The sequence below is a fragment of the Psychrobacter okhotskensis genome (genome assembly GCF_965638355.1).
Classification (GTDB): domain Bacteria; phylum Pseudomonadota; class Gammaproteobacteria; order Pseudomonadales; family Moraxellaceae; genus Psychrobacter; species Psychrobacter okhotskensis.
The window spans coordinates 227,996-244,165 of the sequence record NZ_OZ281822.1 but is presented as its reverse complement, the minus strand read 5'-3'; the positions used below and the strand labels follow the sequence as shown (position 1 = coordinate 244,165).

At 43.2% G+C, this 16,170-nt stretch carries 11 protein-coding genes; 6 read left to right on the top strand and 5 right to left on the bottom strand.

Translation table 11 applies throughout. From position 1 onward, the window contains the following. Window positions 1–33: 33 nt before the first annotated feature. The gene (locus tag ACSUPM_RS00995; protein WP_201566279.1) at window positions 34–1,173 is read right to left on the bottom strand and encodes an FUSC family protein; all 1,140 of its coding nucleotides are present in this window, start codon (window positions 1,171–1,173) and stop codon (window positions 34–36) included. 418 nt (window positions 1,174–1,591) lie between these two features. Between ACSUPM_RS00995 and ACSUPM_RS00990 the strand changes: the two genes are divergently transcribed. Next, window positions 1,592–3,412, top strand: coding sequence for an acyl-CoA dehydrogenase C-terminal domain-containing protein (locus ACSUPM_RS00990; RefSeq protein WP_025651099.1), 1,821 nt, complete (start codon window positions 1,592–1,594; stop codon window positions 3,410–3,412). Between the two features lie 277 nt (window positions 3,413–3,689). Next, the gene (locus ACSUPM_RS00985; protein WP_436880098.1) at window positions 3,690–4,166 is read left to right on the top strand and encodes a hypothetical protein; all 477 of its coding nucleotides are present in this window, start codon (window positions 3,690–3,692) and stop codon (window positions 4,164–4,166) included. Window positions 4,167–4,180: 14 nt separating this feature from the next. On the opposite strand, the gene ACSUPM_RS00980 is transcribed toward ACSUPM_RS00985, so the two are convergent. Together ACSUPM_RS00980 and ybaK are read right to left on the bottom strand one after the other, a co-directional pair. After that, window positions 4,181–4,555, bottom strand: a complete 375-nt coding sequence (locus tag ACSUPM_RS00980) for a 5-carboxymethyl-2-hydroxymuconate Delta-isomerase (RefSeq protein ID WP_025651101.1) — start codon at window positions 4,553–4,555, stop codon at window positions 4,181–4,183. 136 nt (window positions 4,556–4,691) lie between these two features. Then, a complete protein-coding gene (ybaK, locus tag ACSUPM_RS00975; RefSeq protein ID WP_436880097.1) occupies window positions 4,692–5,180 on the bottom strand; it encodes a Cys-tRNA(Pro) deacylase in 489 nt (162 codons plus the stop codon). A gap of 277 nt (window positions 5,181–5,457) precedes the next feature. Between ybaK and plsB the strand changes: the two genes are divergently transcribed. Further along, on the top strand, window positions 5,458–8,244 hold the full coding sequence (gene plsB / locus ACSUPM_RS00970; RefSeq protein WP_436880096.1) for a glycerol-3-phosphate 1-O-acyltransferase PlsB: 2,787 nt from the start codon (window positions 5,458–5,460) through the stop codon (window positions 8,242–8,244). A gap of 63 nt (window positions 8,245–8,307) precedes the next feature. Here plsB and ACSUPM_RS00965 read toward each other — a convergent pair whose 3' ends face one another. Both ACSUPM_RS00965 and ettA read right to left on the bottom strand, forming a co-directional pair. Next, the gene (locus ACSUPM_RS00965) at window positions 8,308–10,032 is read right to left on the bottom strand and encodes a hypothetical protein (RefSeq protein ID WP_025651104.1); all 1,725 of its coding nucleotides are present in this window, start codon (window positions 10,030–10,032) and stop codon (window positions 8,308–8,310) included. 141 nt (window positions 10,033–10,173) lie between these two features. Then, window positions 10,174–11,835, bottom strand: a complete 1,662-nt coding sequence (gene ettA, locus ACSUPM_RS00960) for an energy-dependent translational throttle protein EttA (RefSeq protein ID WP_101212169.1) — start codon at window positions 11,833–11,835, stop codon at window positions 10,174–10,176. Between the two features lie 503 nt (window positions 11,836–12,338). Here ettA and ACSUPM_RS00955 point away from each other — a divergent pair. From ACSUPM_RS00955 to ACSUPM_RS00945, 3 genes are all read left to right on the top strand, one after another. Beyond that, window positions 12,339–13,610 carry a flavin reductase family protein gene (locus tag ACSUPM_RS00955; protein ID WP_436880095.1) on the top strand — a complete coding sequence of 424 codons (1,272 nt, stop codon included), beginning with the start codon at window positions 12,339–12,341 and terminating at the stop codon, window positions 13,608–13,610. 437 nt (window positions 13,611–14,047) lie between these two features. Continuing rightward, window positions 14,048–15,382 (top strand): fatty acid desaturase family protein, encoded by a 1,335-nt coding sequence (locus ACSUPM_RS00950; RefSeq protein WP_025651107.1) that lies wholly within the window; start codon window positions 14,048–14,050, stop codon window positions 15,380–15,382. A gap of 181 nt (window positions 15,383–15,563) precedes the next feature. Then, window positions 15,564–15,857 carry a GNAT family N-acetyltransferase gene (locus tag ACSUPM_RS00945; RefSeq protein ID WP_025651108.1) on the top strand — a complete coding sequence of 98 codons (294 nt, stop codon included), beginning with the start codon at window positions 15,564–15,566 and terminating at the stop codon, window positions 15,855–15,857. Window positions 15,858–16,170: the final 313 nt, after the last annotated feature.

The window sequence follows — 16,170 nt, the reverse complement described above, 5'->3', positions numbered from 1 at the left end:
CGCTCTCATATGCTTTGAATTTATGGTGTTGATTTAGTGTTTCGTTGTTTGACCAAAACGCGCCAGCATCCAGTTTTCTATCTGGCGTAACGGTACGCGCAAACGGTTTGAATGAATCGCCAGACCACCGCTAAGACCGACGACGCAGCCAATCGTGGTATCAAGCATGCGCACACGAATGACTTCCTCGGCCACGGGCTGTACCAGCGACACACTGCCATATTCAGCGATAAATATCGTTAATGGCGTAATAAATATCACTGCTAAGCCATAATGACGATCGACCAACGACTCGATACAGAGCATCATCATCAGAACGGCTATCGCAACGCCCCATATCGATAGCCCCCACGACAGCATCCAACCTGCGACTGCCATTCCGACCAAAGTACCGAGTAAGCGATGCACTTGTTTGATCCACATCGTGCGTAGCTGCATACCCTGAATAATGATAAAGCAGCTTATAGCCGCCCAATACGGATAGGGCATCTCTAGCAATATTGCGATTGCCAACGCCAAGCTCACAAAGCCAGCCACAATGAGACTGTCGCTAATCATGTCCGGCTCATAGATATAAATCGGCGCAGGTACTATAGGACGCGTGGCCAATAAAAACAGACTATAAAGCAGCGCCAACAACATCGAAATGCCACTACCCAACATCACCAGCCCTGTTGCTGACAGTACTTGCGCTAATGGCACAGGAATAAATAACGCAATCGCCCCCGCCATCATCACAAACAATCCTGCCGGTGGCGGCTGCCGATAGTAACGACCTAATATGATAATAGCAAAAGCAAGCAGCGCAAATATAGGCAGTCTGAGCACAGGTATCTGCTGAGCGATAAGTCCGAGCGCAAAGCTCAATACCATGGCAAAGCCCCACGCCATGACCGTCACCAGACGATACGGTAGCGTGCCTGACAATGGTAAGTTGAGGATAATCATCGCACCCAACGAGGCCTTGATACCTGAGGATAAAGCATCAAAATAAGCACCGACAAAGACTGGAAAGCTAATCGCAATGGCCGCAATAATCGGCATATGCCAAGGTCTTTTACTGCGGTTAATCGTTAACAAATGCGCCAGCTCACCTGCAATTAAAGCCTTAATAGAGGCAAACAGTGCTGTTAACCAAGATGCTAGACCTGCCTTGTGCTTTGATGCGCTCATAAATCGCTTTCCTTATTCTACTGACATTGCATCGAGATTTTTTCGATTCATGGGACATTACTTGTTTTATATGACTTTGCAGGCTGTTTATACAGAAATCATTCGGGGTGCTACTACTTCACAAATTACTTTATTAACTTATAACTTAATTTAATGTATAATTTTACGAATTATGAATATTAGTTATACGTTATATATTTGTGGCTGTAGAAGTCTTATACTCGTATCACCGTCATAGTAGTTGACTTTTATTAAGTAACGCTTGACCATACCTATAGCGGACAAGAATTTATTCATAAGTCCCATCGATCCTCCATAAGATCATTCATTTGCCACAAAAAATAAGCAAACATTCACTTGAATACACTTAGGTTTGAATCCTAGTGCTATGACAGTGAACCAACCAAAGAGACCAACTATGTTAACTTACAAAGCACCTTTACGTGATATCAAGTTTTTAATAAATGATGTTTTCGACTTTCAGACGCATTACAAAGATTTAGACAACGGCGCAAATGCTGATCCTGAAACGGTCGATATGATTTTGCAAAGCTTTGCTGACTTCTCTGAAAATGTCTTAGCCCCTTTGTACCAGCCAGCAGATGCAGAAGGCTGTCATTTTGAAGAGGGTGTTGTCACTACCCCTAAAGGCTTTAAAGAAGCTTACGATCAGTTTGTAGACGGCGGCTGGCAAGGTATTTCGTACCCTGAAGAGTACGGCGGTATGAACTTGCCTATGTCAATCAACCTCATTAAGTCTGAAATGATGGGTACGGCGAACTGGCCGTGGGCAATGTATCCTGGCCTATCGACAGGTTGTATTAACACCATCATGCAGTACGGTACTGATGAGCAAAAAGAAACTTACTTGCATAAATTGGTTGAAGGCACGTGGGCAGGTACGATGTGCTTGACTGAGCCACAGTGTGGTACCGATTTAGGACAAGTAAAGTCAAAAGCGATTCCGCAAGAAGACGGTAGCTACAAGCTTAGCGGCACTAAGATTTTCATCTCAAGTGGTGAGCATGACTTAACTGACAACATCGTCCATATCGTCTTAGCACGCCTACCGGATGCGCCAGAAGGCACCCGTGGTATCTCATTATTTATCGTACCAAAATTCTTGCCAAATGCCGATGGCGAAGCAGGCGAGCGCAATGGCGTTACTTGTGGCTCTATCGAGCACAAAATGGGTATCAGCTCATCAGCGACTTGTGTACTGAACTTCGACGGCGCGTTAGGTTATCTCATCGGTGAGCCGAACAAAGGCCTAAAAGCCATGTTCACCTTTATGAACACCGCCCGTATCGGTACTGGTATCCAAGGTTTGGCACACACTGAGCTGTCTTTCCAAAACGCCCTACCGTATGCGAAAGATCGTCGTTCAATGCGTACGTTGTCAGGGACCAAAGATCCTGAAAAAGTAGCCGATGCTATCATTCATCACGCTGACGTTCGTCGTATGCTATTGACGCAAAAAGCCTTTGCTGAAGGCGGTCGCTCAATGATTTATCACTCAGCGCGTTATGCCGACAAAATGTCGCAAGGCGTTGCCAACGGTGATGATGCTGAGTTTGAAAAGTGGGATGACAAATTAGGCTTCTATACGCCTATCCTAAAAGGCTTTTTAACCGAGCTAGGTATCGAAGCGGCCAAGCATGGTCAGCAGATATATGGCGGTCACGGCTATATCAAAGAATGGGGCATGGAGCTGATCGCTCGTGATGCACGTATTGCCACTATGTACGAAGGTACCACTGGCGTACAGGCACTTGATTTGTTAGGTCGTAAGGTTATCTTGCAGTCTAAAGGTAAAATCATCCGTGATTACACCTCAAGCATCATGAAATGGTGTGGCGAGTACGCACTTGATAAAGACATGCGTAAATTCGTTTGGGCATTGACCAAGCTTTGTGCTGAGTGGAACACCCTAACCGTACGCTTGATGCTAATGGCACGTAAAGACCGTGAAATCATCTCAGCCGCATCAGAAGATTTCTTGATGTACTCAGGCTATGTCATGATGGGTTACCACTGGGCGCGTATGGCGGCTGTCGCTTATGACAAGCTAAAAAATGGCGGCACTGAGTCACCAGAATTCTACAAAGCTAAAATCCAAACGGCTGAGTTCTATTTTGATAAGATTCTACCACGTACCTCAGGCCACGCCGAGGGTATGGTGGCACCAAGCGAAAGCATGACTGCCATGAAAATCGAAAACTTTGCTTTCTTAGACTAAAATCATGACTAAGACTGTACGAGTTACTTGATTATTAATAAAAAAAGCGCCTATTTATTAGGCGCTTTTTTATGTTTAACTAGGGGGTGTCCTCACTTCAAACGCTTGTATCTAAATGGGCTAAAAATGGCTATGGTATTGCTGATATTAATTTTTTGTCGCCTCTGTCTGCGCAGGCACAGCAAGCAAGAAAAATGGATATCAGCAGTGCGTGAGGTGCCGATATTACTTTTCACTGACTATAGTAGATAAATAACAAAGTCAGTTAGGAGGTACGATGTTTTTGGTTAAAAATAAAACTACTTTAACAACCGCGCAAGTGCTAAAAACGCTGTTGCTTAGTGCCACATTAATAGGCGTTAGCGCACACAGTGCGTTGTCTAAAAATAGTGACACCCCGATTCGTTTTGCCAAAGGCGCGCTTAGTAGTACAGTGACGGGACAGCTTAAGCCTAATGAAAACGAGCGCTGGTATCGCTTTGATGCCAGCAGCAGGCAATATGCCATTATTAATATTGCGCCCCTTACCGGCACCCCAGAGACTGCCAATGTCGGCGTACTGCATATGCCGAATGGCACACAAGATGGCACCAAAGGCGGTATCATTTATCAAGGCTGCTTGCCTGCCACTGGCAAGTATCGATTGCGCATTGCTCGTAATCTGATGGCCACTCAAGGTCGCACCGCAGGTTATAGCGTTGAAGTGATTGTCTTACCTAAGTATGCTAGCGAGTCACTGTGCGAGTATTTGTAAGTATTCAATACGCCCTAGTCACCTAGCATTTTCTTATGATAAATCGCGCTGATTTCTTCCACCTCAACACAGATTTGTATGCCTACGCGCTCTGATTGCTCGGTATCTAACACCTCTTCTATGGTAGCCGTTAATAGCTCAGCAAGCTGATGGCGTATGACCTCATCACGACCGGTCATGATTTTTAGATGCGCATAAACAAAGCCATATGCCTGTTCGTCGTCTTCAACACCCACCAAAAATGTCTCAATAGGTATGATGCGTGCTTTGATATCCGTCGGCTTGCCAAAATGTCCACTATCCCAAAGCGCTTTGTTCAAAGATTTAAGTAAGGATTCTGCATGAGGGATACTGACATTGGGCGTGACTTGAATGGTTAAATGTGGCATGAGACTATCCTTAGAATATAATTACCTTAAAAATATAAGCACCTTAAAAATATAAATATCTTAAAAAAATAAGTACATTAAAAAGCATGGAAAACGGATAAAAAATGAGTGTGCTTGGTCAGCACGAACCTAACCCTTATTCATCAGTGATGGCGGCAAAACGTGCGTCAAGGGTGGCAGCCAATTGTATCGGTGACAGTTCAATCTCTAAGCCGCGACGCCCCGCACTCACATAAATGGTTGGCTGCTGCTCAGCTGAACTGTCTATAATAGTCGCTAAGCGCTTCTTTTGTCCCAATGGACTGACCCCGCCCAGTACGTAACCTGTGCTACGTTCGACTTGCTTAGGGTCTGCCATCTGTACTTTTTTGCATATCAGCATTTTATTAGCAGACAACGCTTTGGCCATTTTTTTGAAATTTAAAGTTCTATCAACGGGCAAAATAGCCACAGCTAGCGAGCCATGGTCAGTCGACACCACCAAGGTTTTGAATACTTGTTTTACCTCCACGCCCAGCTTTTCGGCAGCTTCTAAGCCATAAGATGCGGCACTGCTGTCGTGAGTATATTCGTGCAGCTGATAATCAAGGCCGCGCTGTTTGGCAAGTTGGATAGCAGGAGTCATAGGCGTTGAACTTTTGGTTGTTTGAAGGAGATTTGTTTAACAGCAGTGAGTGCGTGTACAGACTGGTCTGAATATTCATTCATGCTCGCTGACGCTATTATATTATTACGCTAAAGCCTTTAGACTTCAAATAATTGAGCCTTTTAAGCGGCATTTCACTCACAAAATAATTACCGATTCGTATTAATATTAGCAGTATATACAGACATAATATATCGCTTTGATGGCTTTTATGGCATCATAAGAGTAATACATTTCACTAATTTTGATACCCATTATGATACCCAGTTTCTTAAAGAATAAGTTCCTAAAAAAACGGATTTTTAAAGCGCCAGTCACGGCCGATAGCCAGTCAGCGACAGACAACGATGCAATAACTGACGGCGAGCCAGTCGTTACCAAGCCTTACTCGAATGCGCCCATCAATCAGCTCTATCGTAAGGTATCGGGTCAGCTACTCGATGTCGCCGTTAAGCCGAAGCTGTTGGGCGAATTGCCGGAGTTTGATACGGATGATCAGACGCTCAGATTTTATGTGCTGCAAGATTATTCGCGCTCCAACAGTATTTTGATCGACTTGCAGACGCAAGAGCACAACCTACCACCAGCATTGGTCGGGGTGAATGATGTCGCCCATAACATTAAAGAAAACGCGGCCATTATATTTTTGCACCATCCACATTCTAAAGACAGTCAGCTGTCGCCACGACTATCACGCTTGGTGTCTGCCGTTTTACAACATCCAGAGTTAAAGGTTCGTTTAGTGCCCGTCTCTATCCTGTGGGGACGCGCACCCGAAAAAGAAGACTCCCTCTTTAAGCTATTGACCGCTGATAACTGGGAAGACCCTAGCATCACCAAGCAGTTATTTAATATCGGAGTGATGGGACGCGATACCTTTGTCCAGTTCCACCCACCGCAAGACTTGCGCACCCTTATCAATGACAATCTCCAAGGTCATGGAGAAGGCCCCGCTGTCTTTGATTCTACTGCCACTGATTCAACTGATTCGAGCCATTCAACTGCTGATAGCACAAATGAGACCACTACCGTAGCGAATTATGCGTTAGTCGCGGCTGCCGATGGCAATCGTGAATTGGTGCGCATGCTGCAACAACAGCTTAATATTTACCTAGATAAACAGCGGGCCAGCATGCTTGGTCCTGATTTATCAGACAGGCGCAACTTGGTGGATAAGCTGATATATTCACCAGCGATTAAGCATGCGATAGAAGCTGAGGCCAAAGCGTCAGGCACCAATGTTCGTGATGCCCGTATCCTTGCCAAGGGCTATGCAAACGAGATGGTCAATGACTACTCGCACTCTATCATACGCGGTTTTTATAAATTTTTGACATGGCTATGGACGCAGCTCTATGACGGTGTAGAAGTCCATCACTTCGAGCGTGTACGCGAGCTTGCCACCGACTACGAGCTGGTATATGTCCCTTGTCATCGTAGTCATGTCGATTACCTTCTACTGTCTTATGTCATTTATAAACGTGGCCTGAGCATTCCTTATGTTGCAGCAGGTGATAACTTAGATGTGCCCATCTTAGGCCCACTGTTGCGCGGCGCGGTGGCGTTTTATATTCGTCGAAGCTTCCGTGGTAATGCGCTTTATACCGCCGTACTCCGTGAGTATATGCATACGCTTATTACCCGTAATACCCCAATTGAATACTTCATCGAAGGCGGGCGCTCACGCTCAGGGCGTCTATTACCACCGAAGATGGGTATGCTGGCCATGACGGTACACAGTCAGTTACGCCAAACCAATAAGCCAGTAGTCTTCATCCCGACTTATATCGGTTATGAGCGCATCATGGAAGGCGGCACCTATGTTGGTGAGCTAAAAGGCAAGCCAAAAGAATCTGAGTCGTTAATAGGCTTACTCAAAGTTGGGCGTAAGATTGAGCGTATTTTTGGTAACGTGCATTTGAGCTTTGGCACACCGCTACACCTTAGCGACTTTATGCAAAAATTTGATGTACCCGCCAACAGCTTACCTAGTGATCGCACGGATACCCCACTCGATGAAAAAACCGGCGCGATGGTCGATAACATCGGCGTCAAAGTGATGCAGCATATCAATAAAGCCGCCGTCGTCACTCCGGTGTCACTATTGTCATTAGTCCTGCTATCAGCACCAAAAGCGGCGCTCGATGAAGATATCTGCCGTGAGCAAATCGCCCTATATCAAGGTCTGGCTCAGCAGCTGCCCTACTCTGATGATACGGTGGTCACTGATATGTCACCACAGCAAATCATCGATTATGGGGTTAAGCTCAAGCTTATCGAGCGTATCCCGCATATTTTAGGGGATATCATTCAAGTCGCTGGCAAACAAGCCGCCCTGCTCAGCTACTTCCGTAATAACATTTTGCATGTCTTTATTCTGCTGTCATTCCTAGCCGCTTTGGTTGCCCGTAACGGTCGTATCGAACGCAGTCGTCTCAATAGCATTGCCGAGCAGTTATATCCGTTTTTACAAAGTGAGCTGTTTTTATACTACCCAGCGCATGGCCTAGCCGAAACGCTCAATAAAAAAGTGGACAACCTGCTCAGTCATGGACTGATCGTCGAGTTGGGCGATGGTGTGCTTAGCGTTCCTGAGTCTAATAGTAAATGCTATCAGCAGCTACAGGTACTCGCGACGCCTGTCGAACAAAGCCTTGAGCGTTACTTTATGACGCTTGCGCTTTTGGCTCAGCAAGGCTCGGGCAATTTGACCGAAAACGAAGTGGTTGATTTGTGTCATCTACTTGGGCAGCGCTTGTCCGTCTTATATGCTGATGATATTCCTGATTTCTTTGACCGCGCCTTATTCACCAGCTTTATTAGTGCCTTGACCCGTCTAGATTATTTGCAAAAAGATGATGAGACGGGTGTGTTGACTTTTGATCAGCGTATCAACGACATTGCCCATCATGCCAAATACGTGCTCAGCCCTGATATGATGCAAATATTACAGCAAGTGGCCAGCTTAGATGAAGAGGAAATCACTCATGCGATTACTGAGATTAGTAATAAGAAGCAGCGTAAATTTGGGCGCAAGCGTTAGAGGTTTATTGGTTTAATAGGAGAAGAGCTTCGCTAGGAGGCTCTTTTTTTTGGAGAGAATATTTTATATATTGAATATTTTTCTAACTACAAAAATAACTAACATTGAGATGAATACTAGCAGTAACGGATATTTACTAATGATATCCATAATACTTGTATTATTTCGCTCATATCTTTCGATTTCCTGAATTAAACTTTTTACCTCGTAGTCTAATTGGCTTTCCTGTGTTCTGAGGCTTTCTCTATTTTCTAAGTTCAACGTTGTAGGATGGATTAAATCTTGTTCTAATGATAGTTCCAGTGGTTTATCATGACTCCTAGAGTTTTCATCTGTTTGTATCTTGGCGCTCACCCCACTATTAAAAGTGAAAAAATCTTCTTTTCTAGGTAAGGTAATTAATATATTAGAATCATCATTTTTGTCAGATTGTTTTGGAGTAAATTGATGCTCAGGAAATAAAGTGAGCAAATCGGGGTAAAGTTTATTTGAGGTTAATTCTTCTATCGAAATTGTGTTCGATAAAGTCCAAGCAGGTAATCTGTCACTTTCCTTTTTATGCAGTCTAGCTGATAAGTTAAAGTCTTTCTTACTATGGGTTTTAGCTGCTGTAGATAACCAAGCTTGAACAAACTCATCATTCCAAAATCTAGCAGGAAGTAGCGTAATAATATCTTCATTCTTTTCACTAATTATAATTGGAAATATATCCATTGATAAAAGACCATTTGGTAAATGAAGTCGCCAAACCAGAATGGATGTTTTTTTTATGGGTAATAAATAATTATCTAAAAACGTGTTATCTGACTCATTAACTTTAGCCTTATAGTTTAATAGCTCTGTTAAATGTGTTCTCCCAGTTGGATCATATATTATTTCGGCTGGATATCCATTAGGTTCATTATTTTTTATAGTGTTAAACAACTGTTTATTTGCTTGTATTAATACCGCCCATATTACCTTTCCACTTTTATATAAGTTTTGAAGGTTTGATATTTGAGGATAGAGTGCATCATCCTCATTTAGCCAATTAGGCTTTTTAATTTGTAAATAATAGCGCTGTTGTGGTAATAGGTTATTTATATTCTCTTGCAAGCCTGCTTCCACGAACACTTTTGATATTTCTGGAATAATACTTTCTTCTGGAATAATTGCATTAACTGCGTCAAGGTAATTAAGAACATAATCATATATCTGTGTTATCGGGTTACCAAATAGGTTTTCGTAAATAGTTTTTGCGGGCAAAAAGTATCCAATATTTTCCTTGTTGATAAACTTCTTATCGGAACTGAACAAAACTAAGAAAGATCTTTCGATTTCTGGTATTTCCACATTTTCTGAATAAAGTCCTATTGCTTTCCAAATATCTGGGAAATTGTTTTCTGCTAATTTATTTAAACTAGAAAAATTATTAATTTCATCTAGAGCAAACCATAATGCTGCTTGTCCTCTAGCCCTAGAAAACACTTCGCCTACATAAGCAGTTAAACACAAGAACAACCTTCTAATAGGAGGTACGTCTGCAAGTTCTAAATACTCAATATTACGATGCTGACGTAACGCTATAACGAACTTATCAAGTCGTTTGAGACTTAGTAAGCTATAGTCTAGTCGACACTTAATCAATTGTGACCGATAAGCAATGCTAGATAAGTCTGAGTCTACTTTAAATAGCTCTTCAAGAACTTCTAGCATGGTAGCGGTAGCAGTAGTCATAGGAGTATAAAAAGGATCAAAATTCTCTCGTCTAATTAATTCACTTAAGACAATTTGTTGAGTAGAATTCATTTGTGAAACCTTATAAGGCAAATGATCATAGTATAGCTTTATAAAATTCTTCATTACAATAAAAAAAGACCTCTAATTAATTAGAGGTCTTTTTTTATGTCTAAAATTATTGTCTAAAAACTCTTATGATAAACAAAGGTTCTAGGTAGAAATCTTTTTATACTTCATACGCTTAGGAGTGGCAGCATCACCCATGGTCTTTTTACGATAAGTCTCAAACTCAGAGTAGTTACCATCGAACCAAATTGGACCTTCTTCTTCGAATGCCAAAATATGGGTGGCGATACGGTCAAGGAACCAGCGATCATGCGAGACGACCATGACCGTGCCTGGGAATACTTGAATTGCATCCTCTAGCGCACGTAAGGTTTCGATATCCAAATCGTTTGATGGTTCATCAAGGAGCAAGACGTTTGCACCCTGTTTTAGTGTCTTAGCAAGCTGCAAGCGGTTACGCTCACCACCTGATAATTGACCAACGTGTTTTTGCTGGTCTGAGCCTTTGAAGTTAAAGCGACCGATATAAGCACGACTTGGCGTGGTGTAATCGCCAACCGTAATAATATCAAGACCGTCAGACACTTCTTCCCAAACGGTTTTACTGTCGTCTAAGTTGTCACGTACCTGACCAACATAAGCGACTTTGACACTTTCACCCAAATCAACGGTTCCAGTATCTGGCGTATCACGTTCAGTAATCATGTTAAATAGTGTGGTTTTACCCGCCCCATTTGGACCAATGATACCAACGATAGCACCTGCTGGGACGTTAAAACTTAGGTTTTCATAGAGCAAGCGATCGCCAAATGATTTAGAGATGTCATTAATCTCAATAACCTTGTTACCCAAACGTGGACCAGGTGGAATATAAATCTCAGCCGTCTCATTGCGCTGCTGGAACTCTGTTGAGTTCAGCTCTTCAAAGCGCTGTACACGAGATTTCGACTTGGCTTGTTGGCCTTTTTGGTTTTTACGAATCCACTCAAGCTCTTTTTTCAGCGCTTTAGCAAAGGATTCTTCTTGCTTGTTCTGCTGCTCTAGACGGGTGTTCTTTTGCTCGAGCCACTCGGTATAGTTGCCTTCGTACGGATAGCCATGGCCACGATCCAGCTCCAAGATCCACTGAGCAACGTTATCCAAGAAATAACGGTCATGGGTAATAGCCACGATAGTACCGCTGTAGTTCTGTAGGAACTGCTCTAGCCACGCGACAGATTCGGCGTCCAAATGGTTAGTCGGTTCGTCAAGTAACAGCATATCTGGGCGTGACAATAGTAAACGACACAGCGCCACACGGCGTTTTTCACCACCAGACAGTTTGCTAACGTCAGCATCCCAAGGCGGTAGACGCAATGCATCAGCCGCTTTTTCAAGCTGGGTATTTAAGTTATGCGCATCCCATGCTTGGATGATGTCTTCCATCTTGCCTTGCTCTTCAGCAAGCTTATCAAAGTCTGCATCTGGTTCAGCGTATTCTGCATAAATCGCATCAAGGCGTGCCAGCGCATCTAAGGCTTCACGCATACCATCTTCGACATTACCACGGACATCTTTACTGTCATCAAGCTGTGGTTCCTGCGGCAGATAGCCAATCTTGGTGCCCGTTTGCGCGCGTGCTTCGCCGCTAAACTCTGTATCTACGCCCGCCATGATGCGTAGCAAGGTTGATTTACCAGACCCATTGATACCGAGTACACCGATTTTGGCGCCAGGGAAAAACGATAGGTTGATGTTCTTTAGGATTTCACGCTTAGGTGGAACAAGTTTTGACACGTTGTTCATCGTGTAAATATATTGAGCCATTAACACTCCGATAGACTGCATAGAAGAGGCCAACAAATCAGACTTAGCAATGATGCCAAGCATGCTGCGCCTCAAAATCAGGGTTACAAATTATAGGCCATTATCGCATTGTGGCGCATACCCTGCAAGCTGGTAGATGGCTTTAGCAGCTTTTAGCACGCTTTGGCATCGATTTCATATTTTTACGCCTATAAGCACAAGATTATTTGCTTAAATGCATCCTGTAATAGTCAGTATAAGCTCTAGATTGAAAAACAATTCTATTATCCTGATACGCTTCTGTTTTATAAACCTCACAAAAAGTTGCAGCAAATTTTTCGCAAAATTAATGAATAGCCGTTAAGATATTAGATATTCTTAATAAAATATTTTAATAATTGTAGAGTTTTTTTATCTGTTCTAATATGTATAAGCGCTGATAAAAGCGACGGCAAAAGCAGTTAAGTGAGCAGTCAAACGCACGACTTTACAATGATTGAAAAGCATATGATAAAAGGTATTCTATGACGACCGGCTACCGCCCTGAGATTATCCAACGCGCGTTCGTTGATTTTGTTGGGTCGCGCTTGCATCCGTTTTGGTCGTTGACCACGCCCAAACTACGCCTTATTGCGCGACAGACGATCAACGAGGAATTGGTCGCGCTAAAGTTTGAAGCCAATCAGGCCTTTAAACGTCTAGCATTTACTATCGATGATAGCTGGCACGGCGGGCAACATATTCATCTGACTGTGCCTATCGAAGGTATCAACCATCAGCGCAGCTACTCACTGGTTGGGATGTTTCCGCAGCCAGCAGATTTGCACGACGCTATCTTTGATAACAACGCTAAAAATGCCGTTAATGACAGTGCCAGCAATAATTTATGTGCCACCGTTACTATTGCCATCAAACCGCAAGGGTTGGTTTCAGACTATCTGACTCAACAAGCGCCACTTGGTACGGTATTCGATAGTAGCTTGCCAAGCGGTGATTTTACCTTGGCGGATACATCAGCAAAATTAACCAAACAGAAAAGTGAGCTGTCACGCTCTAAGCAATCGCCGTTATTATTTATCGCTGGTGGTAGCGGTATTACCCCGATGTTAGGATTGATTACCCAAGCATTAGCACAAAGCCGCACTGTCACTTTGTTATATTATCACCGTACGTCATTGGCAAAATCACCTTTCCAAGCTTACTGGCAACACTTAGCAACTGCCTATCCCTATTTTGCTTACTATATGGTGAATACCGCTGACCCAAATAACTACAGTAGCCAGCTAGCAGGCTCGCGACACTTAGACGTAGACACCTTATCACTGCTGCCGTTGTCACTAGCAGAGTCAACGATATTCGCCTGCGGCTCATCCTCGTTATTGGCAGGGCTCTACCGTGCTCTAGAGACGTTAAACCTGCCTTCAGATAACCAAACTCTAGCACCTAAGCGCTCGCTGCGAGATAACGTGATTGTCGAACGGTTTGGCACTGCATTGCCTGATTCTGATATGAGCCTTGGTACAAATGAGGAAACGGCTGATATAGCAGTGCAAACGGTCTATTTACGTGGACGACAGCAGCAGTTTAGTAGTGGCACCACTTTACTCTTGGGCGCGGAGCAAGCAGGTATCAGACTGAGCTATGGTTGTAGACAAGGAATCTGTCAACTGTGTCGCTGCCAAAAAATCAGCGGTGTCGTCAAAAATATCCAAACGGGCAAGCTAAGCAGTCATGGTGTTGAATCTATTCAGACCTGTATCAATATCCCGATGACAGACGTCATTTTGGATGTATAAAGCAGGCTTCTTTTATTAGATAGCTATTAGGTGTTGGTACGCCTCCACTCACGGTTTATAGTGTAGAAAAAACCTTGCAAACTCAAAATTAAATACGATTTTCTTGTTATTATTACTGATTAATTAGGGCGTGTTCTCATTTTGAAAATGGCGATAAAAATGAGATAAAGTGCAGGTAAATAAGGAAAATAGCGCAGATAATATCGAAATATTGACTAGCTATTTGACGCAGTTTGGCAAGATTTAGCCATTTTTAGACCATTTAGGCAGGTTCGTTCAGATTGAGGACATGCCCTAAGTAAACTAAATAAAATACAGCAACTTGTACCAGATTTAGATAGCTTAACGCTTTAGCATATTATATGCTAAAGCCCACTTGAATCATAAAACCGGCGCTGTCGTCTGACACCCTAAGCAGTCTCGGTTAAGGACTATTTATGCGCTTATTACCGCCTATGTTCACCGCCCAGTCTGCCGTGCCTACATTTGCTGGTTTAACGAATCTATCGCCAAAACAAGGTTTATATCCAACCCTGAGCGGCGCACAATTACCAACAGCGCGTACAGAAGCCTTGGCTGCTGAGCTAAACACGCTGTATCAGAGCGTGATGGACTCACTGGGCGCTGATGACGCTCGCTATATTCAGCGCGTTTATAGCACCGTCGTCTATAGTGAAATACTGGCCCGTGGTCTACTCGCTGTGTCAGGTCGACTGTCATCACGACAAAGTAGAGTAGTCACTTGGTTACTGGGCACTTCCCTATTAAGTTTTAGCAAAATTTTAAATAATATGGAGCTTGGTCATAATGTCATGCATGGTCAATATGACTGGATGCAGCATCCGCATCTGAATAGTAAGCAGTTTGATTGGGACATCGTTTGTCCAGCGCCGCTCTGGCAGCATTCGCATAACTACCTGCATCATACTTATACGAATATTGTTGGGCGCGATCACGACGTTGGTTATCATTTGATTCGGGTAACTGATGAACAGCCTTGGACGCCAAGCGACCGTTATAATTTACTGAAGACCATGATATTGGCATTGGGATTTGAGTGGGCGGTGGCTTTTCATGACATCCAAATCAGCGTTGACGAATATGCAGAGTCGCCACAGCTAACAGAGATCATGCAGCCAAAGTCTCATGCGTTACTGAGTAAAATCGCCCGGCAAGTGGGCAAAGATCATCTTGTTTTTCCGACGCTGGCTGGCTTAGCTTTCGGTCGCCGTAGTGCGATGACGACGCTGAGTGGTAACCTTACAGCCAATGTCGCTCGCAATATTTGGACGTGGGCAGTAATATTTTGTGGTCACTTTACCGAACAGGCGCATATCTATACCCATCTGGCTGATAATGAAAGCAAAGGCGACTGGTATGTGCGCCAAATCCTTGGCTCTAGTAACATTCAAGGCAGCAAATGGTTTCATCTTTTAACGGGTAACTTGTCACATCAGATCGAGCATCATATCTTCCCTGATATGCCTGCTCGCCATTACGCGCGTATCGCGCCCCAAGTACAGGCAATATGCCAAAAGTATGGCTTGTCTTATAACACGGGTCGCTTTGGTCGCCAATTCAAACAAGTACTGGGTCGTATCAAGCATTTTAGCAAACCAAGTGCAGAAGAGTGGCAGGCACATTTGCAAGCGCAATCTAACGTGCCAGCGCATACAAGTAATGTTACAACGCCAAAAGATGAACCACTTATGCGCGGCTTAAGCAAATATCTGCCACCTGTCGTGCAACAAGCCTTATTTTATTCCAAGTAAATGTTATAAAAATTATGGTAAAAACTTTGTCTGTAGCGCTCATATAATATTAACGGTAACATTTTACCTATCTGTGTTTACCATAAGCAGTCGTACATGACTGGTGTAACAACGGATAATGTCCCATAATATAAAAACGACACATTAGCCTTTTAGAAAAATCATAATAATGGAGTGATATATGAACGATAATACTGAAAAAAAACCATTAGATATTGTCCATGATGACCAAGCTAAACGTTTTGAGACCTCAATTGATGGTCATACTGGCTATCTCAGCTATCAGGAACACGATGATAAACTAATCTACGACCATACTATCGTACCGCAAGAATTGGGCGGGCGCGGTGTTGGTTCTGGTCTGGTCAAACATGCCTTGAACTATGCACGCGAACAGGGTAAAAAAGTCGTACCACAATGCTCATTTGTTGCCTCTTATATAAGCAAGCATCCCGAGTATCAAGATTTGGTATAACTGGCTCTCTTATAGTCCGTTCAATTCAAAAATAAGACAGCGGAACTGAGATACATTTTTTGCAGCCTCTGTCAGCGTAGACACAGCAAGCAAGGAAAATTTGTCTCAGTTCCGCGTTATGACACTTTGTACCTATTTTATTTAGAGCCTACTATATAGGGTTAACTATATTAAGATCTAACAATTGCTACCACACTACCCTCCTATTTATTTGCTGTCTGCAATCATGTATTTATTTTTAAATATATGACAAGATATCGAATATAGGTGGGTTTTTTGTCCTATTTAGAGTATAAAGTTGCTAGCGCACTTA